This window comes from Mesorhizobium sp. M2E.F.Ca.ET.209.01.1.1, from assembly GCF_004010375.2.
Lineage (GTDB): Bacteria > Pseudomonadota > Alphaproteobacteria > Rhizobiales > Rhizobiaceae > Mesorhizobium.
This window is the reverse complement of record NZ_SADP02000014.1, coordinates 159956-178789: the sequence shown is the minus strand read 5'-3', so window position 1 is coordinate 178789 and position 18834 is coordinate 159956. Positions and strand designations below refer to the sequence as shown.

The 18834-nt window shown below is 63.8% G+C and carries 18 protein-coding genes; 4 read left to right on the top strand and 14 right to left on the bottom strand.

Features of this window, described 5'->3' with window-relative positions; all coding sequences use genetic code 11:
• The first annotated feature begins 1 nt into the window (after position 1).
• Positions 2 to 940 (top strand): DmsC/YnfH family molybdoenzyme membrane anchor subunit, encoded by a 939-nt coding sequence (locus EN852_RS24375; RefSeq protein WP_127877640.1) that lies wholly within the window; start codon positions 2 to 4, stop codon positions 938 to 940.
• A 4-nt stretch (positions 941 to 944) separates the two neighbouring features.
• On the opposite strand, the gene pdeM is transcribed toward EN852_RS24375, so the two are convergent.
• From pdeM to EN852_RS24350, 5 genes are all read right to left on the bottom strand, one after another.
• On the bottom strand, positions 945 to 1661 hold the full coding sequence (pdeM, locus tag EN852_RS24370) for a ligase-associated DNA damage response endonuclease PdeM (protein ID WP_127877638.1): 717 nt from the start codon (positions 1659 to 1661) through the stop codon (positions 945 to 947).
• Between the two features lie 19 nt (positions 1662 to 1680).
• Positions 1681 to 4212: a ligase-associated DNA damage response DEXH box helicase gene (locus EN852_RS24365; protein ID WP_127877682.1), complete on the bottom strand. Its 2532-nt coding sequence runs from the start codon at positions 4210 to 4212 to the stop codon at positions 1681 to 1683.
• 242 nt (positions 4213 to 4454) lie between these two features.
• The gene (locus EN852_RS24360) at positions 4455 to 5315 is read right to left on the bottom strand and encodes an NlpC/P60 family protein (protein ID WP_189546138.1); all 861 of its coding nucleotides are present in this window, start codon (positions 5313 to 5315) and stop codon (positions 4455 to 4457) included.
• Between the two features lie 28 nt (positions 5316 to 5343).
• Positions 5344 to 5694 carry a MarR family winged helix-turn-helix transcriptional regulator gene (locus tag EN852_RS24355; protein ID WP_127877424.1) on the bottom strand — a complete coding sequence of 117 codons (351 nt, stop codon included), beginning with the start codon at positions 5692 to 5694 and terminating at the stop codon, positions 5344 to 5346.
• Between the two features lie 55 nt (positions 5695 to 5749).
• Entirely contained in the window at positions 5750 to 7117 is a 1368-nt protein-coding gene (locus tag EN852_RS24350) for a leucyl aminopeptidase family protein (protein ID WP_127877634.1), read from the bottom strand.
• A gap of 123 nt (positions 7118 to 7240) precedes the next feature.
• On the opposite strand from EN852_RS24350, the gene EN852_RS24345 reads away from it, so the two are divergent.
• Positions 7241 to 8068, top strand: coding sequence for a tetratricopeptide repeat protein (locus EN852_RS24345; RefSeq protein ID WP_127877632.1), 828 nt, complete (start codon positions 7241 to 7243; stop codon positions 8066 to 8068).
• Positions 8069 to 8155: 87 nt separating this feature from the next.
• On the opposite strand, the gene EN852_RS24340 is transcribed toward EN852_RS24345, so the two are convergent.
• From EN852_RS24340 to EN852_RS24300, 9 genes are all read right to left on the bottom strand, one after another.
• On the bottom strand, positions 8156 to 9172 hold the full coding sequence (locus EN852_RS24340) for a type II secretion system F family protein (RefSeq protein WP_127867525.1): 1017 nt from the start codon (positions 9170 to 9172) through the stop codon (positions 8156 to 8158).
• A 13-nt stretch (positions 9173 to 9185) separates the two neighbouring features.
• Positions 9186 to 10199: a type II secretion system F family protein gene (locus tag EN852_RS24335; RefSeq protein ID WP_127877630.1), complete on the bottom strand. Its 1014-nt coding sequence runs from the start codon at positions 10197 to 10199 to the stop codon at positions 9186 to 9188.
• Positions 10200 to 10228: 29 nt separating this feature from the next.
• Positions 10229 to 11737 carry a CpaF family protein gene (locus tag EN852_RS24330; protein ID WP_127867527.1) on the bottom strand — a complete coding sequence of 503 codons (1509 nt, stop codon included), beginning with the start codon at positions 11735 to 11737 and terminating at the stop codon, positions 10229 to 10231.
• 30 nt (positions 11738 to 11767) lie between these two features.
• Complete coding sequence (locus EN852_RS24325; RefSeq protein ID WP_127877416.1) at positions 11768 to 13057, bottom strand: CpaE family protein; 1290 nt, start codon at positions 13055 to 13057, stop codon at positions 11768 to 11770.
• 37 nt (positions 13058 to 13094) lie between these two features.
• Positions 13095 to 13826: a CpaD family pilus assembly protein gene (locus EN852_RS24320; RefSeq protein ID WP_127877628.1), complete on the bottom strand. Its 732-nt coding sequence runs from the start codon at positions 13824 to 13826 to the stop codon at positions 13095 to 13097.
• Between the two features lie 14 nt (positions 13827 to 13840).
• Complete coding sequence (locus EN852_RS24315; RefSeq protein ID WP_127867530.1) at positions 13841 to 15367, bottom strand: type II and III secretion system protein family protein; 1527 nt, start codon at positions 15365 to 15367, stop codon at positions 13841 to 13843.
• A complete protein-coding gene (gene cpaB / locus EN852_RS24310) occupies positions 15364 to 16176 on the bottom strand; it encodes a Flp pilus assembly protein CpaB (RefSeq protein ID WP_095819350.1) in 813 nt (270 codons plus the stop codon). The genes EN852_RS24315 and cpaB overlap by 4 nt, the downstream gene beginning before the upstream one ends.
• Positions 16177 to 16373: 197 nt before the next feature.
• Complete coding sequence (locus tag EN852_RS24305) at positions 16374 to 16892, bottom strand: prepilin peptidase (protein WP_127877626.1); 519 nt, start codon at positions 16890 to 16892, stop codon at positions 16374 to 16376.
• 245 nt (positions 16893 to 17137) lie between these two features.
• Entirely contained in the window at positions 17138 to 17317 is a 180-nt protein-coding gene (locus EN852_RS24300; protein WP_095819348.1) for a Flp family type IVb pilin, read from the bottom strand.
• Between the two features lie 358 nt (positions 17318 to 17675).
• On the opposite strand from EN852_RS24300, the gene EN852_RS24295 reads away from it, so the two are divergent.
• Together EN852_RS24295 and EN852_RS24290 are read left to right on the top strand one after the other, a co-directional pair.
• Entirely contained in the window at positions 17676 to 18098 is a 423-nt protein-coding gene (locus tag EN852_RS24295) for a pilus assembly protein N-terminal domain-containing protein (RefSeq protein WP_112127940.1), read from the top strand.
• Between the two features lie 167 nt (positions 18099 to 18265).
• Positions 18266 to 18829 carry a TadE/TadG family type IV pilus assembly protein gene (locus EN852_RS24290; RefSeq protein WP_245519752.1) on the top strand — a complete coding sequence of 188 codons (564 nt, stop codon included), beginning with the start codon at positions 18266 to 18268 and terminating at the stop codon, positions 18827 to 18829.
• Positions 18830 to 18834: the final 5 nt, after the last annotated feature.

Here is an 18834-nt window from a genome sequence, read left to right as displayed (position 1 = left end):
CATGCATCCCGCTTTCTCGGTCGTCTTCTTCACCACCGCCACCGGCGCCGGCTACGGCCTGCTGGCGCTGCTCGGCCTGCTTGGCGGGTTGGAGTTCATTCCCGCCGATTTCTGGCTCGGCCTTGCCGGCATGGCGCTGGCGCTCGGGCTGATCGTGGCCGGGCTTTTATCCTCCACCGGTCATCTCGGCCGGCCGGAGCGAGCCTGGCGGGCCTTCTCGCAATGGCGCAGCTCCTGGCTGTCGCGCGAGGGCGTGGCGTCGGTCGCGACCTTCATCCCGGCCGCGCTGTTCGGCATCGGCTGGGTGTTTTTCGGCGAGGGCGGCGGCTGGGTGGCCGCCGCCGGGTTGCTGGCGGCGGCAGGCGCGGTGGTGACGGTCTGCACGACCGGCATGATCTACGCCTCGCTGAAACCGATCGCGCAGTGGCACAGCCGCTATACGTTGCCGGCCTATCTAATTTTCGCAGCGATGACAGGCAGCTCTCTGGCGAACGCCCTGCTCCAAGGTTTCAACATGGGCTCCAGCGCTGTGCTGGCCTTCGCGCTACTTGCCACGCTCGCCGGCTGGGGCTGGAAGCTGGCGACCTGGCGGCACAATGATCGGTTGGAGATCCCGACCACCGCCAACACGGCAACCGGCCTTGCCGGCGGCACGGTCCGATCGATCGAATGGCCGCATACAGAAGAAAACTACCTGCTCAAGGAAATGGGTTTTCGCATCGCCCGCAAGCATAGCGCGAAGCTGCGGTGGATCACGCAGGCGCTGGCTTTCGTGGTGCCGATCGTCCTGCTCATCCTCGCCTTCATGGCGCCATGGCCTTTGGCGTCAATGGCGTCCGCGCTGGCGGCTGTCTCGCAATTCGCCGGCATGCTTGTCGAGCGCTGGCTGTTCTTCGCCGAGGCGAAGCACACGGTCACGCTCTACTATGGCAGGGCATAGAGCCTCATCCCGGCCGCAGCATCGAGCCGGAAATCGCAAAAATGCGTTCGGCGCCGAGCATATAGGCCATCAGCGTTTCCAGCCGGAACAGGCCGGCATAGGCGCGGTCGAGCACGTTTAGCGAGCCGGTATAGGCGCCGAAGGCCGGCATGATCATGCGGCCGCCGTCGCCGGCGAAGCAGCGCCGCCTGACCGAGCGGCCGCGCTGGACGATGCGGGCGCAAGGATGGAGATGACCTGATATCTCGCCTTCCACCCGCATCTTCGAGGGCTCGTGGCGGAAGAGCAGCGAGCCGATGGCGAGTTCCCGCACTGTTTCGCCGGGCAGGTCGGCGGGCGCTTCGGGATCGTGGTTGCCGGCGACCCAGAACCAGTCGCGGCCGGCCATCATCGCCTGCAACTGGCCGCGGAAGCTCGAATGCATGCGCTCGGCGCCGCCGCCATCGTGAAAGGAGTCCCCCAGGCTGACGACGATGCGCGGCTGGTAGTCGGCGATCACCGCCTGCAGCCGCAGCAAGGTCGCGCCGGTATCGTAAGGTGGAATCAGCGCGCCGCGTTTGGCGAAGGACGAGCCTTTTTCGAGATGCAGGTCGGAGACCGCGAGCAGCCTCAGATCGGGGAAATAGAGCACGCCACGCCGGTCGCAGACAGCGCGCTCGCCGGCGATGCCGACAAGGTCGGCCTCGGCGATCAGCGTTGCGCGCGACAGCGAAAAATCCATCCCCTCTCGGCTCTCTCTTTCAGTCCGTCATCTCGGGCCCCATGGCCTCTTCGACGAGGGTGGCGGCATCCATCAGCAGCGTCTCGTCCGCCTCGCCATTCACCGGCATCTTGCCGATTTCGAGCATGATCGGCACGGCAAGCGGAGATATCTGCTCGAGATTCTTATGCATGATTCGACCGCAGATGCGCGAGAGCATCTCGGCAAGTCTGCTGACATCGAGCAACCCGGTCGCGGCATCCGTGCGGGTGGCCTGCAGCAGAATATGGTCGGGTTCATGGCTGCGCAGCACGTCATAGATCAGGTCGGTCGAAACGGTCACCTGGCGGCCGCTTTTCTCCTTGCCGGGGTGGCGCTTTTCGATCAGTCCGGAAATCAGCGCGCAGTTGCGGAAGGTGCGCTTCAAGAGCCAGCTGTCGGCAAACCAGGCTTCTAGATCATCGCCCAGCATGTCTTGATCGAACAGCGTGGCCAGCGAGGGTTTTCTGTTCTTGAACATCCAACCCATATCGGCCAGCGACCAGATGGCCAGCGCATAGTCGGTGGCCACAAAGCCGACCGGCTTGGCTCCCGCCCGATCCAGCCGCCGGGTAAGCAGCATGCCGAGCGTCTGATGCGCAAGCCTGCCCTCAAACGGATATGCCACCATGTAAGACCGGTTGCCGCGCGGAAAGGTTTCGATCAACAGGTCGTCGCGTTTCGGCAGGACGGACTTGTCCGCCTGGAACCGCAGCCAATCCGCGACTTGCTCGGGGAGTTTCTTCCAGCGTTGCGGGTCGTCGAGCATGGCGCGGACCTGCTCGGCCAGGTAGGTCGAAAGAGGGAATTTGCCGCCGCCATAGTAGGGCACCTTCGCGTCGCTGCCCGGCGCGTTCGAGACAAAGCACTCATTCTCGCGAATGCCTTCGAAGCGCAGGATCTTGCCGGCGAACATGAAGGTGTCGCCACGGACCAAAGTCTCCAGGAATGCTTCCTCGATCTTGCCCAACACCCTGCCGCCGCGCGAGGCTACCCCCCGGCTGCCGGCCTGGACGTAGCGCACATTGAGCGCCGGCACTTCGATGATGGTGCCGACATTGAGCCTGTATTGCTGGGCCACGGCCGGATTTGAAACCCGCCAGAAGCCCTCCCTGGTCTGCCGGATGCGGGCATAGCGCTCGTAATTCCTGAGCGCGTAGCCGCCGGTGGCGACAAAGTCGATGACCCGGTCGAATGTCGGCCTGTCCAGGCTGGCGTAAGGCGCGGCCGTCCTTACCTCATCAAACAGTGCGTCGGCGCGAAACGGCGCGCCGCAGGCGCAGCCCAGCACGTGTTGAGCCAAGACGTCCAGCCCGCCATTGACCAATGGCGGCGTGTCCTGGGCGCCGAGATAATTGGCGTCGAGCGCGGCGCGGCATTCCAGAACCTCGAAGCGATTGGCCGGGATCAGGATCGCCTTTGACGGTTCGTCCATGCGGTGGTTGGCGCGGCCGATGCGCTGCGCAAGGCGGCTCGCCCCCTTCGGCGCGCCGACATGCACGACCAGATCGACGTCGCCCCAGTCGATGCCCAGATCCAGCGTCGAGGTGGCGACGATGGCGCGCAACGCGTTCTCGCCCATGGCCTTCTCAACGCGGCGGCGCTGGGCGACATCAAGGGATCCGTGGTGAAGCGCGATCGGCAGCGTGTCTTCATTGACGCGCCATAGTTCCTGGAACAGCAACTCGGCCTGGCTGCGCGTATTGACGAAAAGCAGCGTGGTCTTGTGCCGCTTGATCTCGCGGTAGATTTCAGGCGTGGCGTAGCGGGCCGAGTGCCCAGCCCAGGGAACGCGCTCTTCGGAATCAAGGATCGAAATGTCGGGCTTGGCGCCGCCCGTGACGACGATGAGCTCGGACATGGCGCCCGGAGAAGCCTGACTGACCAGCCATCGCCGCAATTCATCGGGCTCGGCGACGGTCGCCGACAGGCCGATGGTCTGAAGGTCGGGGACAAAAGCACGCAAACGTGCCAGGCCAAGCGCCAGAAGGTGCCCGCGTTTGGAGGTGACGAGCGAATGCAGCTCGTCGAGCACGACATAGCGCAGATCCTCGAAGAAGCGCTTGGCATCATTTGAGGCGATCAGCAGCGCGAGCTGCTCTGGCGTAGTGAGCAGAATGTCGGGCGGCGCCAGCTTCTGCCGCTGGCGCTTGTGCGAGGGCGTGTCGCCGGTGCGGGTCTCGATGGTGACGGGCAGGCCGATCTCCTCGACCGGCTTGCCGAGATTGCGCTCGATGTCGACGGCCAGCGCTTTCAGCGGCGAGATATAGAGCGTGTGGATGCCGCGATGCGCCTGGCCGGGCTTGCGCTTCGGCCGGTTGGCCAGTTCTGTCAGCGACGGCAGGAAGCCTGCCAGCGTCTTGCCGGCGCCGGTCGGCGCGATCAGCAGCACAGATTGCCCGCTTTGCGCCTTCGCCAGCAGCTCAAGTTGGTGGACACGCGGCGACCAGCCCTTTTCGCCGAACCATTTGACGAATGGCTCAGGCAGCAGGACGGCGGCATTCTGGTCGGCAAGGCGCGGCTGCTCGGTCACGCGCAACAGGTAGCGCGGCGGCACGCGATCGCCAAGGAAAATCGGAACAAAAGGGGATCAGCGTTCCTCGCCCCGTTTACGGGGAGAGGATGCCGGCAGGCAGGTGAGGGGCAGCGCCAGCTTTTGAGATGATCCTTTGGTTAGACGGATAGCGTCGGTAGTTGCGGCCAATCACCAGCGCCGGCGCCGCCCCTCATCCGCCCTTCGGGCACCTTCTCCCCGTGAACGGGGAGAAGGAAAGATCAGGGCCTCCTGAACCCCGTCGGGCCGCCATAGAGATAGCCGATGCGCTCGACCGCCCCTTTCAGCCCTTCGAGCGAGACCAGCATGGTGTGGCCGTTAGCGTGGATCATGTCTTTTTCGTCGGTCATGATCGCCACATGGCCTTTCCAGAACACGAGGTCGCCGCGCTGAAGTCCGGAGTAATCCGGACCCGGCTCGAACGCCGTGCCGATCGACGCCGCCTGCATGTCGGAGTCCCGCAGCACATCCTTGCCCGTCATGCGCATCGCCAATTGCACGAGGCCGGAGCAGTCGATGCCGAAGCCGGAGACGCCACCCCACAGATAGGGCGTGCCGAGGAAGCTTTCGGCGATTGTGACGTAGTCCTCTGCGAGTTCGCTGATGGGTCGCAAATGGCGCGCGATGATCGCCTGGCCGGAAGGCAGCAGCGCATAATGCGTGCCGCGCGTTTCGGCCGAGCCTGTCACAGTCACGGTCGCGCCCATCGACAGTTGCCCATCTATCGGAAAGCGCAGGTCCGGCCCGGGATAGAGGAAGGTGCGGGGCACGCAGACTATGTGGGTCGGCGCATGGTCGCGCGCGCCGAGAAGATTGTCCGCCACATAGCCGACATAGCCGTCGCGCTCGGCCTGCACCCAGGCCCAGCCCTCGGCATCCTCGAAGATGAGCACGTCGTCGCCGAACAGTGCCTGCGTGTTGACGCCCGCATCGGGGCGCGGCGCCTTGCGCAGGTCGGCGACCGACGCGGTGATCCGCGCCGGGCGGCCGGTGACGAAGCGGTCGGCGGCGACCTCGCCTTTCAGCCTTGCGTCGGCAAGGTCGGAGCGGAAGGCGTGAAGGCGGGCATCCCTGGCGGTCAAATCGATAATCCAGTCGTTGGCAGTGAGGTCAGATCGGCAGCTCGTGCGCCCTGGCGACGATACCATCGCCGAAGCGCTCGACAAAGAGCGCGCCTTCCACCGTGCGCCGGATCAGCACATTGCGCTTGTCGAGCTCGTCGCGATGACGCGAGACCAGCTTCAGCGCGCCCATCGTGTCCAGCGCGCGGGTGATGACCGGCTTGGTGACGTTGAGCCTGGCGGCCAGTCCGCGCACCGTATGCGGCGGCGGATCGAGATAGATGGTGAACAGGATCGCCGTCTGGCGCATGGTGAGATCGGGCTCGCCATCGCGCACCTGGGCCAGCATCACCTGCTGCCACAGTCGCAAGGCCTGGCTCGGGCGCATCGAGATCGACATGCGCGAAGCATGCCGGCAAATTGTTTCGGTTCCGTTTCAGTAACGGCGTTTGCCGCTACGCTCCGAAACGCCCGGCGATGACCCGCTCCAGCGCCCGAATGCCCTGCGCCTCGCCGCCAGTCAGGCCGTGGGGACGGTCGGCCGGGTTCCAGGCGAAGATGTCGAAATGCGCCCAGCTGTGGGTCTTTTCGACGAAGCGCCTGAGGAAAAGCGCCGCGGTGATCGAACCGGCAAAGCCGTCGGTGGTGACGTTGTTGATGTCGGCGATCTTGGAGGAAAGCTTTGCTTCATAAGGACGCCACAAAGGCATCCGCCACAGCGGATCCTCGACCGCCACGGCGGCGGCGGCAATGTCGGCGGCCAGCGTCTCGTCGCTGGTGTAGAAAGGCGGCAGGTCCGGCCCCAGCGCGACGCGCGCGGCTCCGGTCAGCGTCGCCATGTCGGCCAGCAAAGCGGGCTGTTCTTCATCGGCCAGCGCCAGCGCGTCGGCCAGGATCAGTCGCCCTTCGGCGTCCGTGTTGCCGATCTCGACAGTGATGCCCTTGCGGCTCCTGAGCACGTCGCCGGGCCGGAAGGCATTGCCGGCGATCGAATTCTCGACGGCGGGAATCAACACGCGCAACCGGACATTCAGTTTCGCCCCCATGATCATGGAAGCGAGGCCCAGCACATTGGCGGCGCCGCCCATGTCCTTCTTCATCAAAAGCATGCCGGACGACGGCTTGATGTCGAGGCCGCCGGTGTCGAAGCAGACTCCCTTGCCGACGAGCGTCACCTTCGGGGCATCGCTCGGTCCCCAGGTCATGTCGATCAGCCGCGGCGCGTCGGCGCTGGCCCGGCCGACAGCGTGGATCATCGGGAAATTCCGCGCCAGGAGATCGTCGCCGTGGATTGCGGAAATATCGGCGCCATGGGCGGCCGCCAGTTGCCGGGCGGCTTCTTCCAGCTCGACCGGACCGAGGTCGCTGGTCGGCGTGTTGACGAGGTCGCGTGTCAGGAACACGCTGTCGGCGACGCGGCGGACATGCGCGGCGTCAGCGCCCTCCGGAAGCGCAAAGCGCAAGGCCTTGCCGGGCTTCTTGCCGTAGCGGGTGAAGACATAGCCGCCCAGGACAAGCGCGAGCGCTGCGAGTTCGGGTTGCGCCAGGCCCGATGCGAAATACCAGTCGCCTTCCGGCAGCGCCCTTGCAAGCGCGCCCAGAGCAAGCGCGCTTTCGCCGTCGCCGGTGCCGAACAGCGCGCCGGCGAGGCCGCCGTCCTCGCCCGGCAGGACCAGCGTGCGTCCCGCCTCGCCGGAAAAAGCGTTGGCCCTTGCCCAGGCGATGGCGGGCGGCGGCAAAGCCGCGGCTTCAAGGGCGTCCTTTGCCACCAGATAGACAGGCAAGGCGGCTTGCGGCTTTTGTTCGACGAGTTCGACAGGCATGCGATGATCTCCGGCCGAACAGGATGAGTCGGCTTCTTAACGGTCCGTTAGGGTTAACAGAATATTTCTGCGGGAGGGAAGACGGCCAGCCTATGGCCGCACAGGAATGGAGACCGGGCGCCGATGCCGATCAAAGCGTTGAACCATAGAGCCAGGCGTCTGATCAGCACGGCCTTCATGGCGGCACTGGCAGCCAGCGTGGCAGGTTGCGGCAGCACCAGCCAAATGACCACCGGCTCCATTTCGCGCTCCGACAGAACGCCGCTGGAAACGATGTCGGCCGGCGAACTGCACACGGCCACGTCCAGACTCGGCGAATCCTACGCCCGCAATCCCAATGACAAGCGCATGGCGATGAATTTCGCGGCGGCGCTGCAGATGGACGGCGATGCCGATCAGTCGCTCGCCGTGATGCGCAAGCTGGCGATCGCCTATCCCAAGGATCGCGAGGTACTTGCCGCCTATGGCAAGGCGCTCGCCGCCAACGGCCAGTTCGAGCCGGCGCTCGATGCCGTGCGCCGCGCGCAGACGCCCGAATATCCGGACTGGAAGCTGGTGTCGGCGGAAGCCGCGATCCTCGACCAGATGGGCCAGAAGCACGAGGCGCGTCAGGACTACCGCAAGGCGCTGGAACTCAAACCGAACGAACCTTCGGTGCTGTCCAATCTCGGCATGTCCTATGTGCTTGAAGGCGACCTGCGCACGGCGGAGACCTATATGCGCTCGGCCGCGCAGCAGCCCGGCGCCGACAGCCGGGTCCGGCAGAACCTGGCGCTGGTGGTGGGCCTGCAGGGCCGCTTCGACGAGGCCGAGAAGATCGCCTCGCAGGAGTTGTCGCCCGAGCAGGCGCAGGCCAACGTCGCCTATCTGCGTCAGATGCTTGCCCAGCAGAATGCCTGGAGCCAGTTGAAGGATCAGGACAAGAACAAGGCGAAAGTCGCCACGAACTGACCGGGGACCGCCGAGGCGTCGACCGCTGCAGAAAATCAAAAGCCGCGCGAACCCCCGCGCGGCTTTTGAATGAGGCCAACCGATAGCCTACTGGCTCGAGGAGCTGTGCTGGTCGCCGAAGATGCCGCGCTGGCTGACCTGGATGCCGGCCGGGCCCAGGATGATGGCGAATAGCACCGGCAGGAAGAACAGGATCATGGGCACGGTGAGCTTCGGCGGAAGTGCTGCGGCCTTCTTCTCGGCCGCGTTCATGCGCATGTCGCGGCTTTCAGAGGCCAGCACGCGCAGCGCGTGCGCCACCGGCGTGCCGTAGCGTTCGGCCTGGACCAGGGCCTGCGACACCGACTTGACCGATTCAAGGCCGGTACGGCTTGCCAGGTTTTCATAGGCGATCTTGCGATCCTGCAGATAGGACAGCTCGGCATTGGTGAGCACGAATTCCTCGGCAAGCGCGACCGACTGCGCGCCGATTTCATCGGCGACCCTGCGCAGGGCCGCTTCCACAGACATGCCGGATTCCACGCAGATCAGCATCAGGTCGAGCGCGTCCGGCCACGCCAGCTGGATCGACTGCTTGCGCTTGGTCGCACGGTTGTTGACGTAGAGGATCGGCGCGTAGAAGCCGCCATAGGCGACGACGACACAGACGAACAGCTTGATGAAAGCCGGCTGCTGGGGCAGGCCGCCGAGCACGAACAGGTAGACGGCCGCCAGCGCAAAACCCACGAATGGCAGGACGAGGCGGAAGAACAGGAAGCGCGTCAGCGGGTTCTGGCCGCGGAAGCCCGCGACCTTGAGCTTCTGGATCGTGCTTTCGTCGGCAAGCGCGCGCTTCAGATCCAGGCGGTCGACGATGTTGCGCATGCCGACGGACTGTTCCTCACGCAGGCCCTTGCGGCGGCGGTCGGCCTCGCTGGCCAGCCGCGCGCGCTGCTCGGCGCGCAATCTGTCGCGTTCGAGCGCCACGGACTTCATGCGCGATTTGAGCGACGTCCCGCCGAACGCCGGCATAAGGGTGAACACGGTCGCGAACACGGCGATGCCGACCAGCATCGCGATCAGGAAGGAAGGGTCGGTGAGTGTTTTGACGACCTGTTCTGTCACCGGATTCGCGCCCCTACACCTCGAAGTTCATCATCTTGCGCATCACCAGGATGCCGATCGACATCCAGACGCCCGAGCAGCCGAGGATCAGGTTGCCGACACTGGTGGTGAACAGCGGCATGATATAGGTCGGGCTCGACAGATAGACGAGGAAGGCGACGACGAAAGGCAGGGCGCCGATGATGACGGCGGATGCCTTGGCTTCCATCGACAGCGCCTGGACCTTGGCCTTCATCTTCTTGCGGTCGCGCAGCACGCGCGAAAGGTTGCCCAGCGCCTCGGACAGGTTGCCGCCGGCCTGCGACTGGATCTGGATGACGATGCCGAAGAAGCCGGCCTCGCTGCAGGGCATCGTCTCGGACATGCGCATGGCGGCGTCGGGGACCGACATGCCCATCTGCTGGGAATCGACGATGCGGCGGAACTCCGACCGGACCGGTTCGGGCGATTCATTGGCGATCAGGCGGATCGCGTCATTGAGCGGCAGACCGGACTTGACCGCGCGCACGATGATGTCGAGCGCGTTCGGAAACTCTTCCAGGAAGGCCTTGACGCGACGTGTGCGGCGGAACGAAACGAACCAGCGCGGCAGGCCGAGCCCACCCACCAGCAGGGCGCCGGGCAGCGCCCACAGGGGCGCGCCGATGAAAAAGAGAAGGGCCGTCAGGATGATGCCGCAGACGGCGGAGTACATGTAGAAGCGCTCGATCGGGACCTGCATGCCGGCCTGGCGGATTTGGACCTTCAACGGCGGTTTCTTGACATTGCGATCGTTGGTCTTCGCCTTCTCGTCGAGCTGCTTGAGCGAGTCCTGGAGACTTTTGCGCCGCTTGACCGCCTCCGCGGCGCGATCGCGCGTGGCTTTTACCACCGACCGGTCGGTTTCGGCCGTCTTGATCGTCTGAAGGCGTTTGCCGGCCTGCTTCTCATTGTCGAGGCGCGTGAACAGGAAAGCATAGGCCACCGCGCCGGCGCTGAAGCCGGCAAGCACGATGAACGCCAAGACGGTGGTGTCAATTCCGAACATCGACCGGTGCCCCTACACCTCCAGACAAATCAGTCAGCGCGTTTCTCCATCGCCTCGAGCGCATTGGCGAGGCGCTGCTCCTCGCCATAATAGCGGGCGCGATCCCAGAAATGCGGGCGGCCGATGCCCGTCGACACGTGCTCGCCGACCAGCCGCCCGCTCGAGTCCTCACCCTTGATGTTATAGAGGACGAGATCCTGGGTGATGATAACGTCGCCTTCCATGCCGACCACCTCGGTGATGTGGGTGATGCGGCGTGAACCGTCGCGCAGGCGTGCGGCCTGGATGATCACGTCGATCGAGCCGACGACGATCTCGCGCACGGTGCGCTGCGGCAGCGAATAGCCGCCCATGGCGATCATCGATTCGATACGGTTGAGGCATTCGCGCGGGCTGTTCGAGTGGATCGTTCCCATCGACCCGTCGTGACCGGTGTTCATCGCCTGCAGAAGGTCGAACACTTCCGGTCCGCGCACTTCGCCGACGATGATGCGCTCGGGCCGCATGCGCAGGCAGTTCTTGACGAGATCGCGCATGGTCACCTCGCCCTCGCCCTCGAGATTGGGCGGCCGGGTTTCGAGACGGACCACATGCGGCTGCTGCAGCTGCAGTTCGGCCGAGTCCTCGCAGGTGATGACCCGCTCCTCGCGGTCGATATAGTTGGTCAGGCAGTTGAGCAGCGTCGTCTTGCCGGAGCCGGTGCCGCCCGAGATGACGACATTGCAGCGGACCCGGCCTATGATCTTGAGGATTTCCGCGCCTTGCGGCGAGATGGCGCCGAACTTGACCAGCTGGTCCAGCGTCAGCTTGTCCTTCTTGAATTTGCGGATTGTGAGCGCGGTGCCGTCGATGGAGAGCGGCGGCGCGATAACGTTGACGCGCGAGCCGTCGGGCAGGCGCGCGTCGCAGATCGGGCTCGATTCATCGACGCGACGGCCGACCTGGCTGACAATGCGCTGGCAGATGTTGAGCAGCTGCTGGTTGTCACGGAAACGGACGCCGGTCTGTTCGACCCTGCCATTGACTTCGATGTAGACGTTCTTGGAGCCGTTGACCATGATGTCGGCGATGTCGTCGCGGGCAAGCAACGGCTCCAGCGGCCCATAGCCCAGAACGTCGTTGCAGATATCCTCGAGCAGCTCCTCCTGCTCGGAGATCGACATCGCGAAGTTCTTGATCGCGATGATGTCGTTGACGATGTCGCGGATTTCCTCGCGCGCGCTCTCGGGATCGAGCTTGGCGAGCTGCGACAGGTCGATCGTGTCGATGAGCGCGGAGAAAACCTGGCTCTTGGTGTCGTAATAGGTCTCGCTGCGCTCGCGCTGGACCCTTCTCGGCGGCTCGGGCGCCATCGGCGGAGCCTCGACGGGACGGCGGGCCGGCGGCGCGGACGGCGCGGGCGGCGCGCTGGACGCCGGCGCGGCCGGCCGCTCGGCCGTCATCGTTCCCGTCGAAGCGGGAGCGGCGGGCGCCGATGCCGGCGGACGGAATTCGGGCGTCACCCGGTTGCCGTCGTCTTTGCCTCTCTTACCAAACATGATCGACTACCCGATGCCGCTCAAACAGCGTCACTTCTTGTTGCGCGAGAGCTTGCCGAGGATCGAACCCAGGCCCGCCTTCTTCCTTGTCTTGATTTCGCTACGTCCGGTCAGCACATGCGCTATCTCATTGATGGTGGCGACGACCGGGTTCTTGGCGTCCATCTCGGAGAGCATGCGGCCGTTGTTGGCGGCATTGCCGAACAGCACCGGTTCGAAATTGATCACCGCCATGGGCGTGATGCCGAGCGGCTCGGCGAAATCGGAAGGCGCTATCTCCGGCCGCTTCGGCACACCTGCCTGGTTGATCACCAACTTCGGCGGCGGATCGTTCGGACGCAGCCGCTTCAGCATGTCCACCATGTTCTTGGTGTTGCGAAGATTTGCGAGTTCCGGCGTGGCCGTGATGACGATCTCGTCGGCCTTGATCAGCGTGCTCTTCGTCCACCCGCTCCAGATGTGAGGTATATCGAGAACTAGGAGGGGCGCGCTGCGCTGCGCCATCTCGATGACCTGCGAGAACGCCTCGGCGTCGAAATCATAGACGCGCTCCAAGGTGGAGGGGGCCGCAAGCAGCGACAGATGCTCGGCGCATTGCGCGAGCAGGCGATCGAGATAGACCTCATCGACCCGCTCCGGCGAGAACACGGCCTCGGCGATGCCTTGAGCCGGATCCTGGTCGAAGTTGATGTTGGCGGTGCCGAAGGCGAGGTCGAGGTCGGCGATGACAACTTCGGACTTGAACAGCGACGACATCGCCCAGGCGGTATTGTGAGCAATGGTCGATGAGCCGACTCCACCCTTGGCGCCGATGAAAGCAATCGAGCGGCCGATCGGCTCCGATTCCGGATCGACGAAGATCGACGACACGACGCTGACGATGTCGGTCATCGAGACCGGCGCGATGACATATTCGGAGATTCCGGAACGGATGAGCTCGCGGTAGAGCCCGACATCGTTGTAGTGGCCGATGACCACGACCTTGGACGACGGATCGCAATATTCCGCGAGCTGGCCGAGTTGTTCGAGCAGTTGCTTCGGCTCGCTGCGCGATTCCAGCAGGATCAGGTTCGGCGTCGGCGCGGACTGGTAGAACTCGATCGCGGTCGGGACGCCGCCCATATGGACCTTGAGATGGGCCTTGGCCATCCGGCGGTCCTCGCCGGCGCGCTCCACGGGGCTGGCGACGCCCTCCGTCTCGCAGAACGCCTGGATCGAAATGCGCGGCACGGGGCGCAGCGCCTGCATGGCGGCGATGTCCTGCTGCGAAAGATCGCCGGTTTCCGCGGGCGTGTCGTAGGCAAGATTGCTCATCGTCATGCTCTTTCCGTGACTGCTCTCTTCGTCGTCCGGCGGCTCAGTACGTCACTTCAGAATTGCCCAGGAACTCGTCGGAGATGCCCCTGGCCCGGTACACATCGATCACCGCGCCGCGATTTTCGGCGTCGATTTCGGATTGCTTGCGCGGCCCGATCAGATCGTTGGGATTGGCGACCTGGGCCGCGAGATTGTTCTGGTAGGAGCAGCCGAAGTCGGCATAGTGTTTGTTCTCCGACGTCTCGGTAAGGTCGTCGGGCCAACGCCCGCATTTGTCGGTCTGGGCCCGCACCGCGACGAAGGCGACGCGCACCGGCGCGGACGCCTCCGGCACGGCCGACTGATAGGATGTCATGACGATGCGGTTGCGCTTGACGCCCGCGGCCATGGCAAGCCTGGCGAAATCGCGACCGGCCGCGCGGGCGGCAACTTCGTTGGCGGAGCCGGCCGGCATCGCGATCGTCAGCGCCGGCGCGGCGCTCTTGTCGTAACCGTCGAGAAAACCGAGCAGCGTGTCGCGTTGCGCGCCCGTCATGCCGCGATCGCCGGCGCCGACCGGCAGGTCGATCTTCTGGTTCTTCTCGGCGATGACGATGGGATGCGTCGTGCGGTAGTCGTCGGGTATCGATCCGACTGTAACGCTGTCGCGATTGGCGCATCCGGCGAGCGACCCCGCAAGCGCGACCGCCAGTGCCGGGACCACCTGCCGGCGTATCCTTGCGATGCCGGATGCTGTCCGGACCGTCATGACCTTCGATGCTGACTTGGACATATCCGCATTCCCACTCATTTGTAGATGAAGCCGACAACGCCGTGATAGCGGCCCGGCGGCCTGTCGGTCTGCATGGTGCCGTAGACGCGGTTGACGCGGCCGAGGAACATTCCGGCGCCGTCGCTCGCCGCATTGAAGTTGTCATCCGGCTTGGCCAGGTCGTTGCGCGCCACCGGCCGCGCCAGGTAAGGCGTGATGATGATAACGAGCTCGCTTTCGTTGCGGACGAAGTCGCGGCTGCGGAAGAGCGTTCCGAGCACGGGGATCTTGGTCAGGCCGGGCAATCCGGTGACAGCCTGCCTGAGATCGTCGCGCACGAGGCCCGCGATCATCATCGAACCGCCGGAAGGCAGTTCCACCGTCGTATCGGCCAGGCGCTTGCGCAGCGACAAGGCGTTCATGCCGATGCTCTGATTGTCCGTGGATGCCGATACGGATCCTTCGGTCGTCGGTTCGGAAACCGACGTCCTAACCTTCAGGCTTATGCGACCGGGCGACAGAACAACCGGCTGGAACTCTAGCCCGATACCATACTCGATCTTGTCGACCGAATAGTTCTTCAGACCGGTCTGGTTGTCGGTGGACACGTTGGCGGAAACGCTCTTCACAATATTGTACTCGCCGCCGACCTTGAATGTCGCCTTTTCCCCGGACACGGCGGTCAAAGTCGGCTCAGCCAGGGTCTTCATGACCCCCGACTGTTCCATTGCGTTGATATAGGACTGCAGCCCTGACGAGCTGGTAGAGAGGCCCGCGTTCGACAGCGGTTTGCCAAGACCCGTGTAAGGGTCGCTGAGCGCCGCCCAGGAAATGCCGTTGCTGCCGCCGCTGGCGAGCATATTGACGCCGAGCTGTTTCATCACCGAGCGGCTGACTTCTGCGACCGTCACCTTGAGCGTTACCTGATCGTCGCCGATGATCTGCAACAGGTTGACGATTTTAGAGACCCGGCGTTCCTGGTCGGGGTTGTTGATGTCGACGCCGCCATTGACCGAGCCGCCGGCGGCGGTCTGCGAATATTGACCGGTCGTCGCTTCACCGCCGGACACGAAGATGGTTGCCAGGTCGACGGCGCGCTTGGCATCGAGAGGCGTGTCGACCGTGCCCGTCAGCACGACGTTGTCGTTGAGCAGCTCGACCTTGATCTGCGAAGACGGGATGAAGCGCTTCAGATAGTCTTCCAGCCCGGCGACATCGCGCTCGACGGCCAGGTCGAGGCTGACAATCTGCTCGCCATTGGGGCCGAAGACAAAGATGTTGGTTTCGCCGACCGCCTTGCCGAACAGGTAGATGCGCCGCGCCGTGCGCGTCACCGCGTCGGCAACCGCCGGATTGGCGACGAGGATGTCATAGGCATCGTTCGGCAGATCGATGACCACGGATTTGTTGAGGCCAAGCTTGACGCGCTGCGTGGCGACGGAAGCCGATACGCCGGCGCTCGCGGCTTTGGCTTCGACTAGTCCCGAAGCGTTGGTGCCAATCAGGAGCAGGCCGATCGCCGCGGCCGCCAGGAAGGGCAGCAGTTTACCGTTTAGCCTCATTTCCTTGCTCCAACCTCGGAAACTTCGCCCGACTTGATCAGACGCACTGTTCCGTGCCGGCCATTGCCGTTGACCAGATAGTCGGCTTCGTCCGTACTCTTTTCATGGATGTCGGTGATCGGACGCAGCGCGAGCGTCAGGCGGTCCGCCATCTGCTGCGCCACGGTGATGATCTCGGCCTGCTGCGGCGTCAGTTCCAGCGTCGCGGTCTGGCCGACCCTGGTCTTCTTGCCTTCCTCGTCCTCCTGGATGGTCTGGTCGATGGCCAGCACGCGGATGTTCTTGAGGATGGTCGAGGTGTTGAAGCCGCTGCCGCCGTTGCCGGTGTCGGCACGGCGGGTCATGATGACGTCGACGAAGTCGTTGGGCAGGATGAAGCCGCCGGCGGAGGTGTCGGCCGATATCGCGGTGGCGACAGCGCGCATCCCCGAAGGCAGGATCGAGGACATGAAGCTCTGCCCCTCGCCGACCAGTTTGGAGCGGCGCAGCGGCTCGCCCGTATACATGGCGACGCGCGCGACCGAGCCCTTGAGCTTTTCGACCGCGTCAGGTTCGGCGGCGCGCGTGATGAAATTGGCATTGACGCCGTCGGCCGGCCATTCTTCCCAGCTGATGTTGTTGCCGAGCTGACTGCCCATCGCCACGTCGCCGGAAAGCACCAGAACGTCCTGCAATGCGACCGCCGGCTGCGCGGGTGCATTGACAACGACCTGCGCTGGCGGCGCCACGACCATGTTCTTGGCGACATAGCCCGCGCCACCCGCCGCGACCGCAGCCACGCCCAGAATAATCAATCGGGATGCTGGCATTCGTCCAAAACCCTTCGCCTCGTGGCAAACCACCCACGCCTGGCCGGACTTTGCAGCTGCAATCGTCAAAACAAGGTTAATGCAATGCTTACGATCGTGATTAATTTAAGGTTTACTCAAATTAGATCGAACGGCCCGCTATTAACAAAAAAGGCGGCCTGGCCGCCTTCGGTCGCCGACATCGATGTCACCAAAACCTAGGCCGTGAGCCTCTGCAGCGCCCAGACCATCAGCGGCGAATCCGGGAACGTGATCAGTCCACCGGCGCCAAGCGCGATGCCATAGGGAATGCCCACTTTCTCGTCGGCAAAGTAGCGCAGGAATCGGCTGTGGCCGGTATACGCGGCCAGCGGCGATTTCCGGTAAGCCAGAATTGCGACGGTCAGCAGGCCCCCGATGAAAGTCGACGTCACCAGATAGCCGATCAAGTTGATGTTGAGGCCCATCCATAGAGCGGTCGCGGCCAGAAGCTTGGCGTCGCCGCCGCCCATGCCGCCCAGCGCAAAAAGGCCGAATGTCGTGGCAAGCACGAGGGCGCCGGCAGCGAAGTGCCAGCCATAGGTCGCCCAGTCCATGCCGGTGAGCGGCGCGACAAGCGCGAATGTCGCCACCAACAGCACGGGAACGCGGTTGGCGATCGTCATCGACAACGTGTCGGAGATCGCAGCAAACAGCATGCAGAATGGGAAGACGACGAAGATAACGGCTTCAAGCATTGAAGCGGCACCCGTGGAAGCTCGGTTTGGAACTTAAGCACATCCCGTTAACAATCGATGAGACGGGACACTCCTTGATGCGCGCCGTAATGAAGCGGGTCCAGGCGATGCGCTTCAAGCGCTTGCTGGATGCATCTTCATCGCGGCAAGATCGCTGCCCGCATCCGGACGACAGCATTGGTTGCCATCATGAAGAAGGGCCGCCAAACGGCGGCCCCTCTACTAGACAAGAATATTTCCGTTTATCACGGAGCGGTGCCGGTGTTGACCGCGCCTGCGATGGCGGTGAACTTGGCGTTCAGCGCGCCGCCGAGCTGCGAAGCGCCGACCATGATGGCGAGCGCGATGAGGGCGGCGATCAGACCGTATTCGATGGCGGTCGCGCCGGATTCGTCCTTCACGAAACGTGCAATGAGATTAGACATTCGAGAGCTCCTACTCCACGTGTTACAGCACTTCCGTCAACTTCTCTTTGCGGTTGATCGGATGCTGCGAATCTAGGGAGAAGCCGTTTCGATCGGCTTAATAAACAGCCTTACCGATTCCTTTCCGGGGGTGAACGCGCTGCGTGGTTAACCGCAGCCTAAACGTCATCGGCCAACGTGCGCCCCCCGCAAAACAGCGGAAACCAGCGGCTCCCGCAATCTTGCTAAAACAGCGGGCACAATGGATATGTGAGGCATCGGCAAACCGATCCCCCATCGCGACCCGGCACGGTTTAACCGTTGCTTCACCAATCTCGTTCATGTTCCGTTGAAGAATCCGCCTGCCGGGAGCGCTTCAATGACCTTGTCGAGATCACTGTTTCCAGTCGCCGCGCTGCTGGCGGCTGCTGCCTTGGTGATGCCGGCCAGGGCTGGCGCGGGTGTAGAAGTGACCATGAACCAGGCAAAGATCGTCAAATTGTCCCGCGCGGCCGACACCGTCGTCATCGGCAACCCGGCCATCGCCGACGCCTCGGTGCAGGACGCCTCGACCATCGTTCTTACAGGCAAAGGGTTTGGCGTCACCAATCTGGTGGTACTCGACTCGGACGGCAGCCCGATCATCGATGAACAGGTGACCGTCGTGCGGCAGGCCGCTTCCTCGGTGCGCATCTACAGGCGTGCCGAAGTCCAGACCATGTCTTGCACGCCCTATTGCGAGAGCGCCTACAAGACCGACGCCGAGAAGGCTTCCGAGACCGAAATGAGCGCCGCGCACTAAGCCCGAAGGGAGCGTCGGAGCAGGCGTTAAGGACAGCTTAAAGCCTGCCCGGCGAATTTAACGATCATCCAAACCGGACCTCAACGGGTTTTCGCTACCTTGCCGCCGGTACCGCAAGGGGATCGGCAGGAACGCAAATGAGCAAGGATGCCACATCCGGCAACGGCATGGACAGCACGGCGCGCGCCAAATCCCGCCCCGGCTTCTTCAGCGACAGACGCGGCAGCACCGCAATGGAATTTGCGATGCTGGCCATCCCGTTCGCGCTTCTCGTCTTCGCCATCCTCGAGAGCTGCATCTCGTTTGCCGGCCAGGAGGTGATGGCCAACGCCACGGATGACGTCGCCCGCCAGCTGCGAACCGGGCAGTTGCAGAGGTCGAACGTCACCGAAGCTTCCATCAAGCAAGCGATCTGCAGCCGCCTGCAGATCATGGTCGCCCAGAACTGCCCGGGGCTGAAGGTCGATCTGCGCGAATATTCGAGCTTTGCGCAGGCCGCCACGGCAGGCTTCAAGATCGTCGGCAACGACATCGTGCTGACGCAGTCGGGAAGCGACATGACCTTCACGGTTACGCCCGGCCTGGCAGAATCCATCAACATGCTGCGGGTGTTCTACAAATGGCCGGTGATGACGGATCTGCTGGCCAAGCAGATGCAGAATTTCAGCGACGGCACCACGCTGCATTTTGCGTCCGTGACCTGGCAGAACGAACCATTCGACGACAACTAAGGCCG

What these genes read in the sequence shown, in the direction of transcription:
- EN852_RS24375 (WP_127877640.1), top strand. Translation starts at nt 2, where the DNA reads ATGCATCCCGCTTTCTCGGTCGTCTTCTTCACCACCGCCACCGGCGCC.
- pdeM (WP_127877638.1), bottom strand. Translation starts at nt 1,661, where the DNA reads ATGGATTTTTCGCTGTCGCGCGCAACGCTGATCGCCGAGGCCGACCTT.
- EN852_RS24355 (WP_127877424.1), bottom strand. Translation starts at nt 5,694, where the DNA reads ATGTCGATCTCGATGCGCCCGAGCCAGGCCTTGCGACTGTGGCAGCAG.
- EN852_RS24350 (WP_127877634.1), bottom strand. Translation starts at nt 7,117, where the DNA reads ATGCCTGTCGAACTCGTCGAACAAAAGCCGCAAGCCGCCTTGCCTGTC.
- EN852_RS24345 (WP_127877632.1), top strand. Translation starts at nt 7,241, where the DNA reads ATGCCGATCAAAGCGTTGAACCATAGAGCCAGGCGTCTGATCAGCACG.
- EN852_RS24335 (WP_127877630.1), bottom strand. Translation starts at nt 10,199, where the DNA reads ATGTTCGGAATTGACACCACCGTCTTGGCGTTCATCGTGCTTGCCGGC.
- EN852_RS24330 (WP_127867527.1), bottom strand. Translation starts at nt 11,737, where the DNA reads ATGTTTGGTAAGAGAGGCAAAGACGACGGCAACCGGGTGACGCCCGAA.
- EN852_RS24325 (WP_127877416.1), bottom strand. Translation starts at nt 13,057, where the DNA reads ATGACGATGAGCAATCTTGCCTACGACACGCCCGCGGAAACCGGCGAT.
- EN852_RS24320 (WP_127877628.1), bottom strand. Translation starts at nt 13,826, where the DNA reads ATGTCCAAGTCAGCATCGAAGGTCATGACGGTCCGGACAGCATCCGGC.
- EN852_RS24315 (WP_127867530.1), bottom strand. Translation starts at nt 15,367, where the DNA reads ATGAGGCTAAACGGTAAACTGCTGCCCTTCCTGGCGGCCGCGGCGATC.
- cpaB (WP_095819350.1), bottom strand. Translation starts at nt 16,176, where the DNA reads ATGCCAGCATCCCGATTGATTATTCTGGGCGTGGCTGCGGTCGCGGCG.
- EN852_RS24305 (WP_127877626.1), bottom strand. Translation starts at nt 16,892, where the DNA reads ATGCTTGAAGCCGTTATCTTCGTCGTCTTCCCATTCTGCATGCTGTTT.
- EN852_RS24300 (WP_095819348.1), bottom strand. Translation starts at nt 17,317, where the DNA reads ATGTCTAATCTCATTGCACGTTTCGTGAAGGACGAATCCGGCGCGACC.
- EN852_RS24295 (WP_112127940.1), top strand. Translation starts at nt 17,676, where the DNA reads ATGACCTTGTCGAGATCACTGTTTCCAGTCGCCGCGCTGCTGGCGGCT.
- EN852_RS24290 (WP_245519752.1), top strand. Translation starts at nt 18,266, where the DNA reads ATGGACAGCACGGCGCGCGCCAAATCCCGCCCCGGCTTCTTCAGCGAC.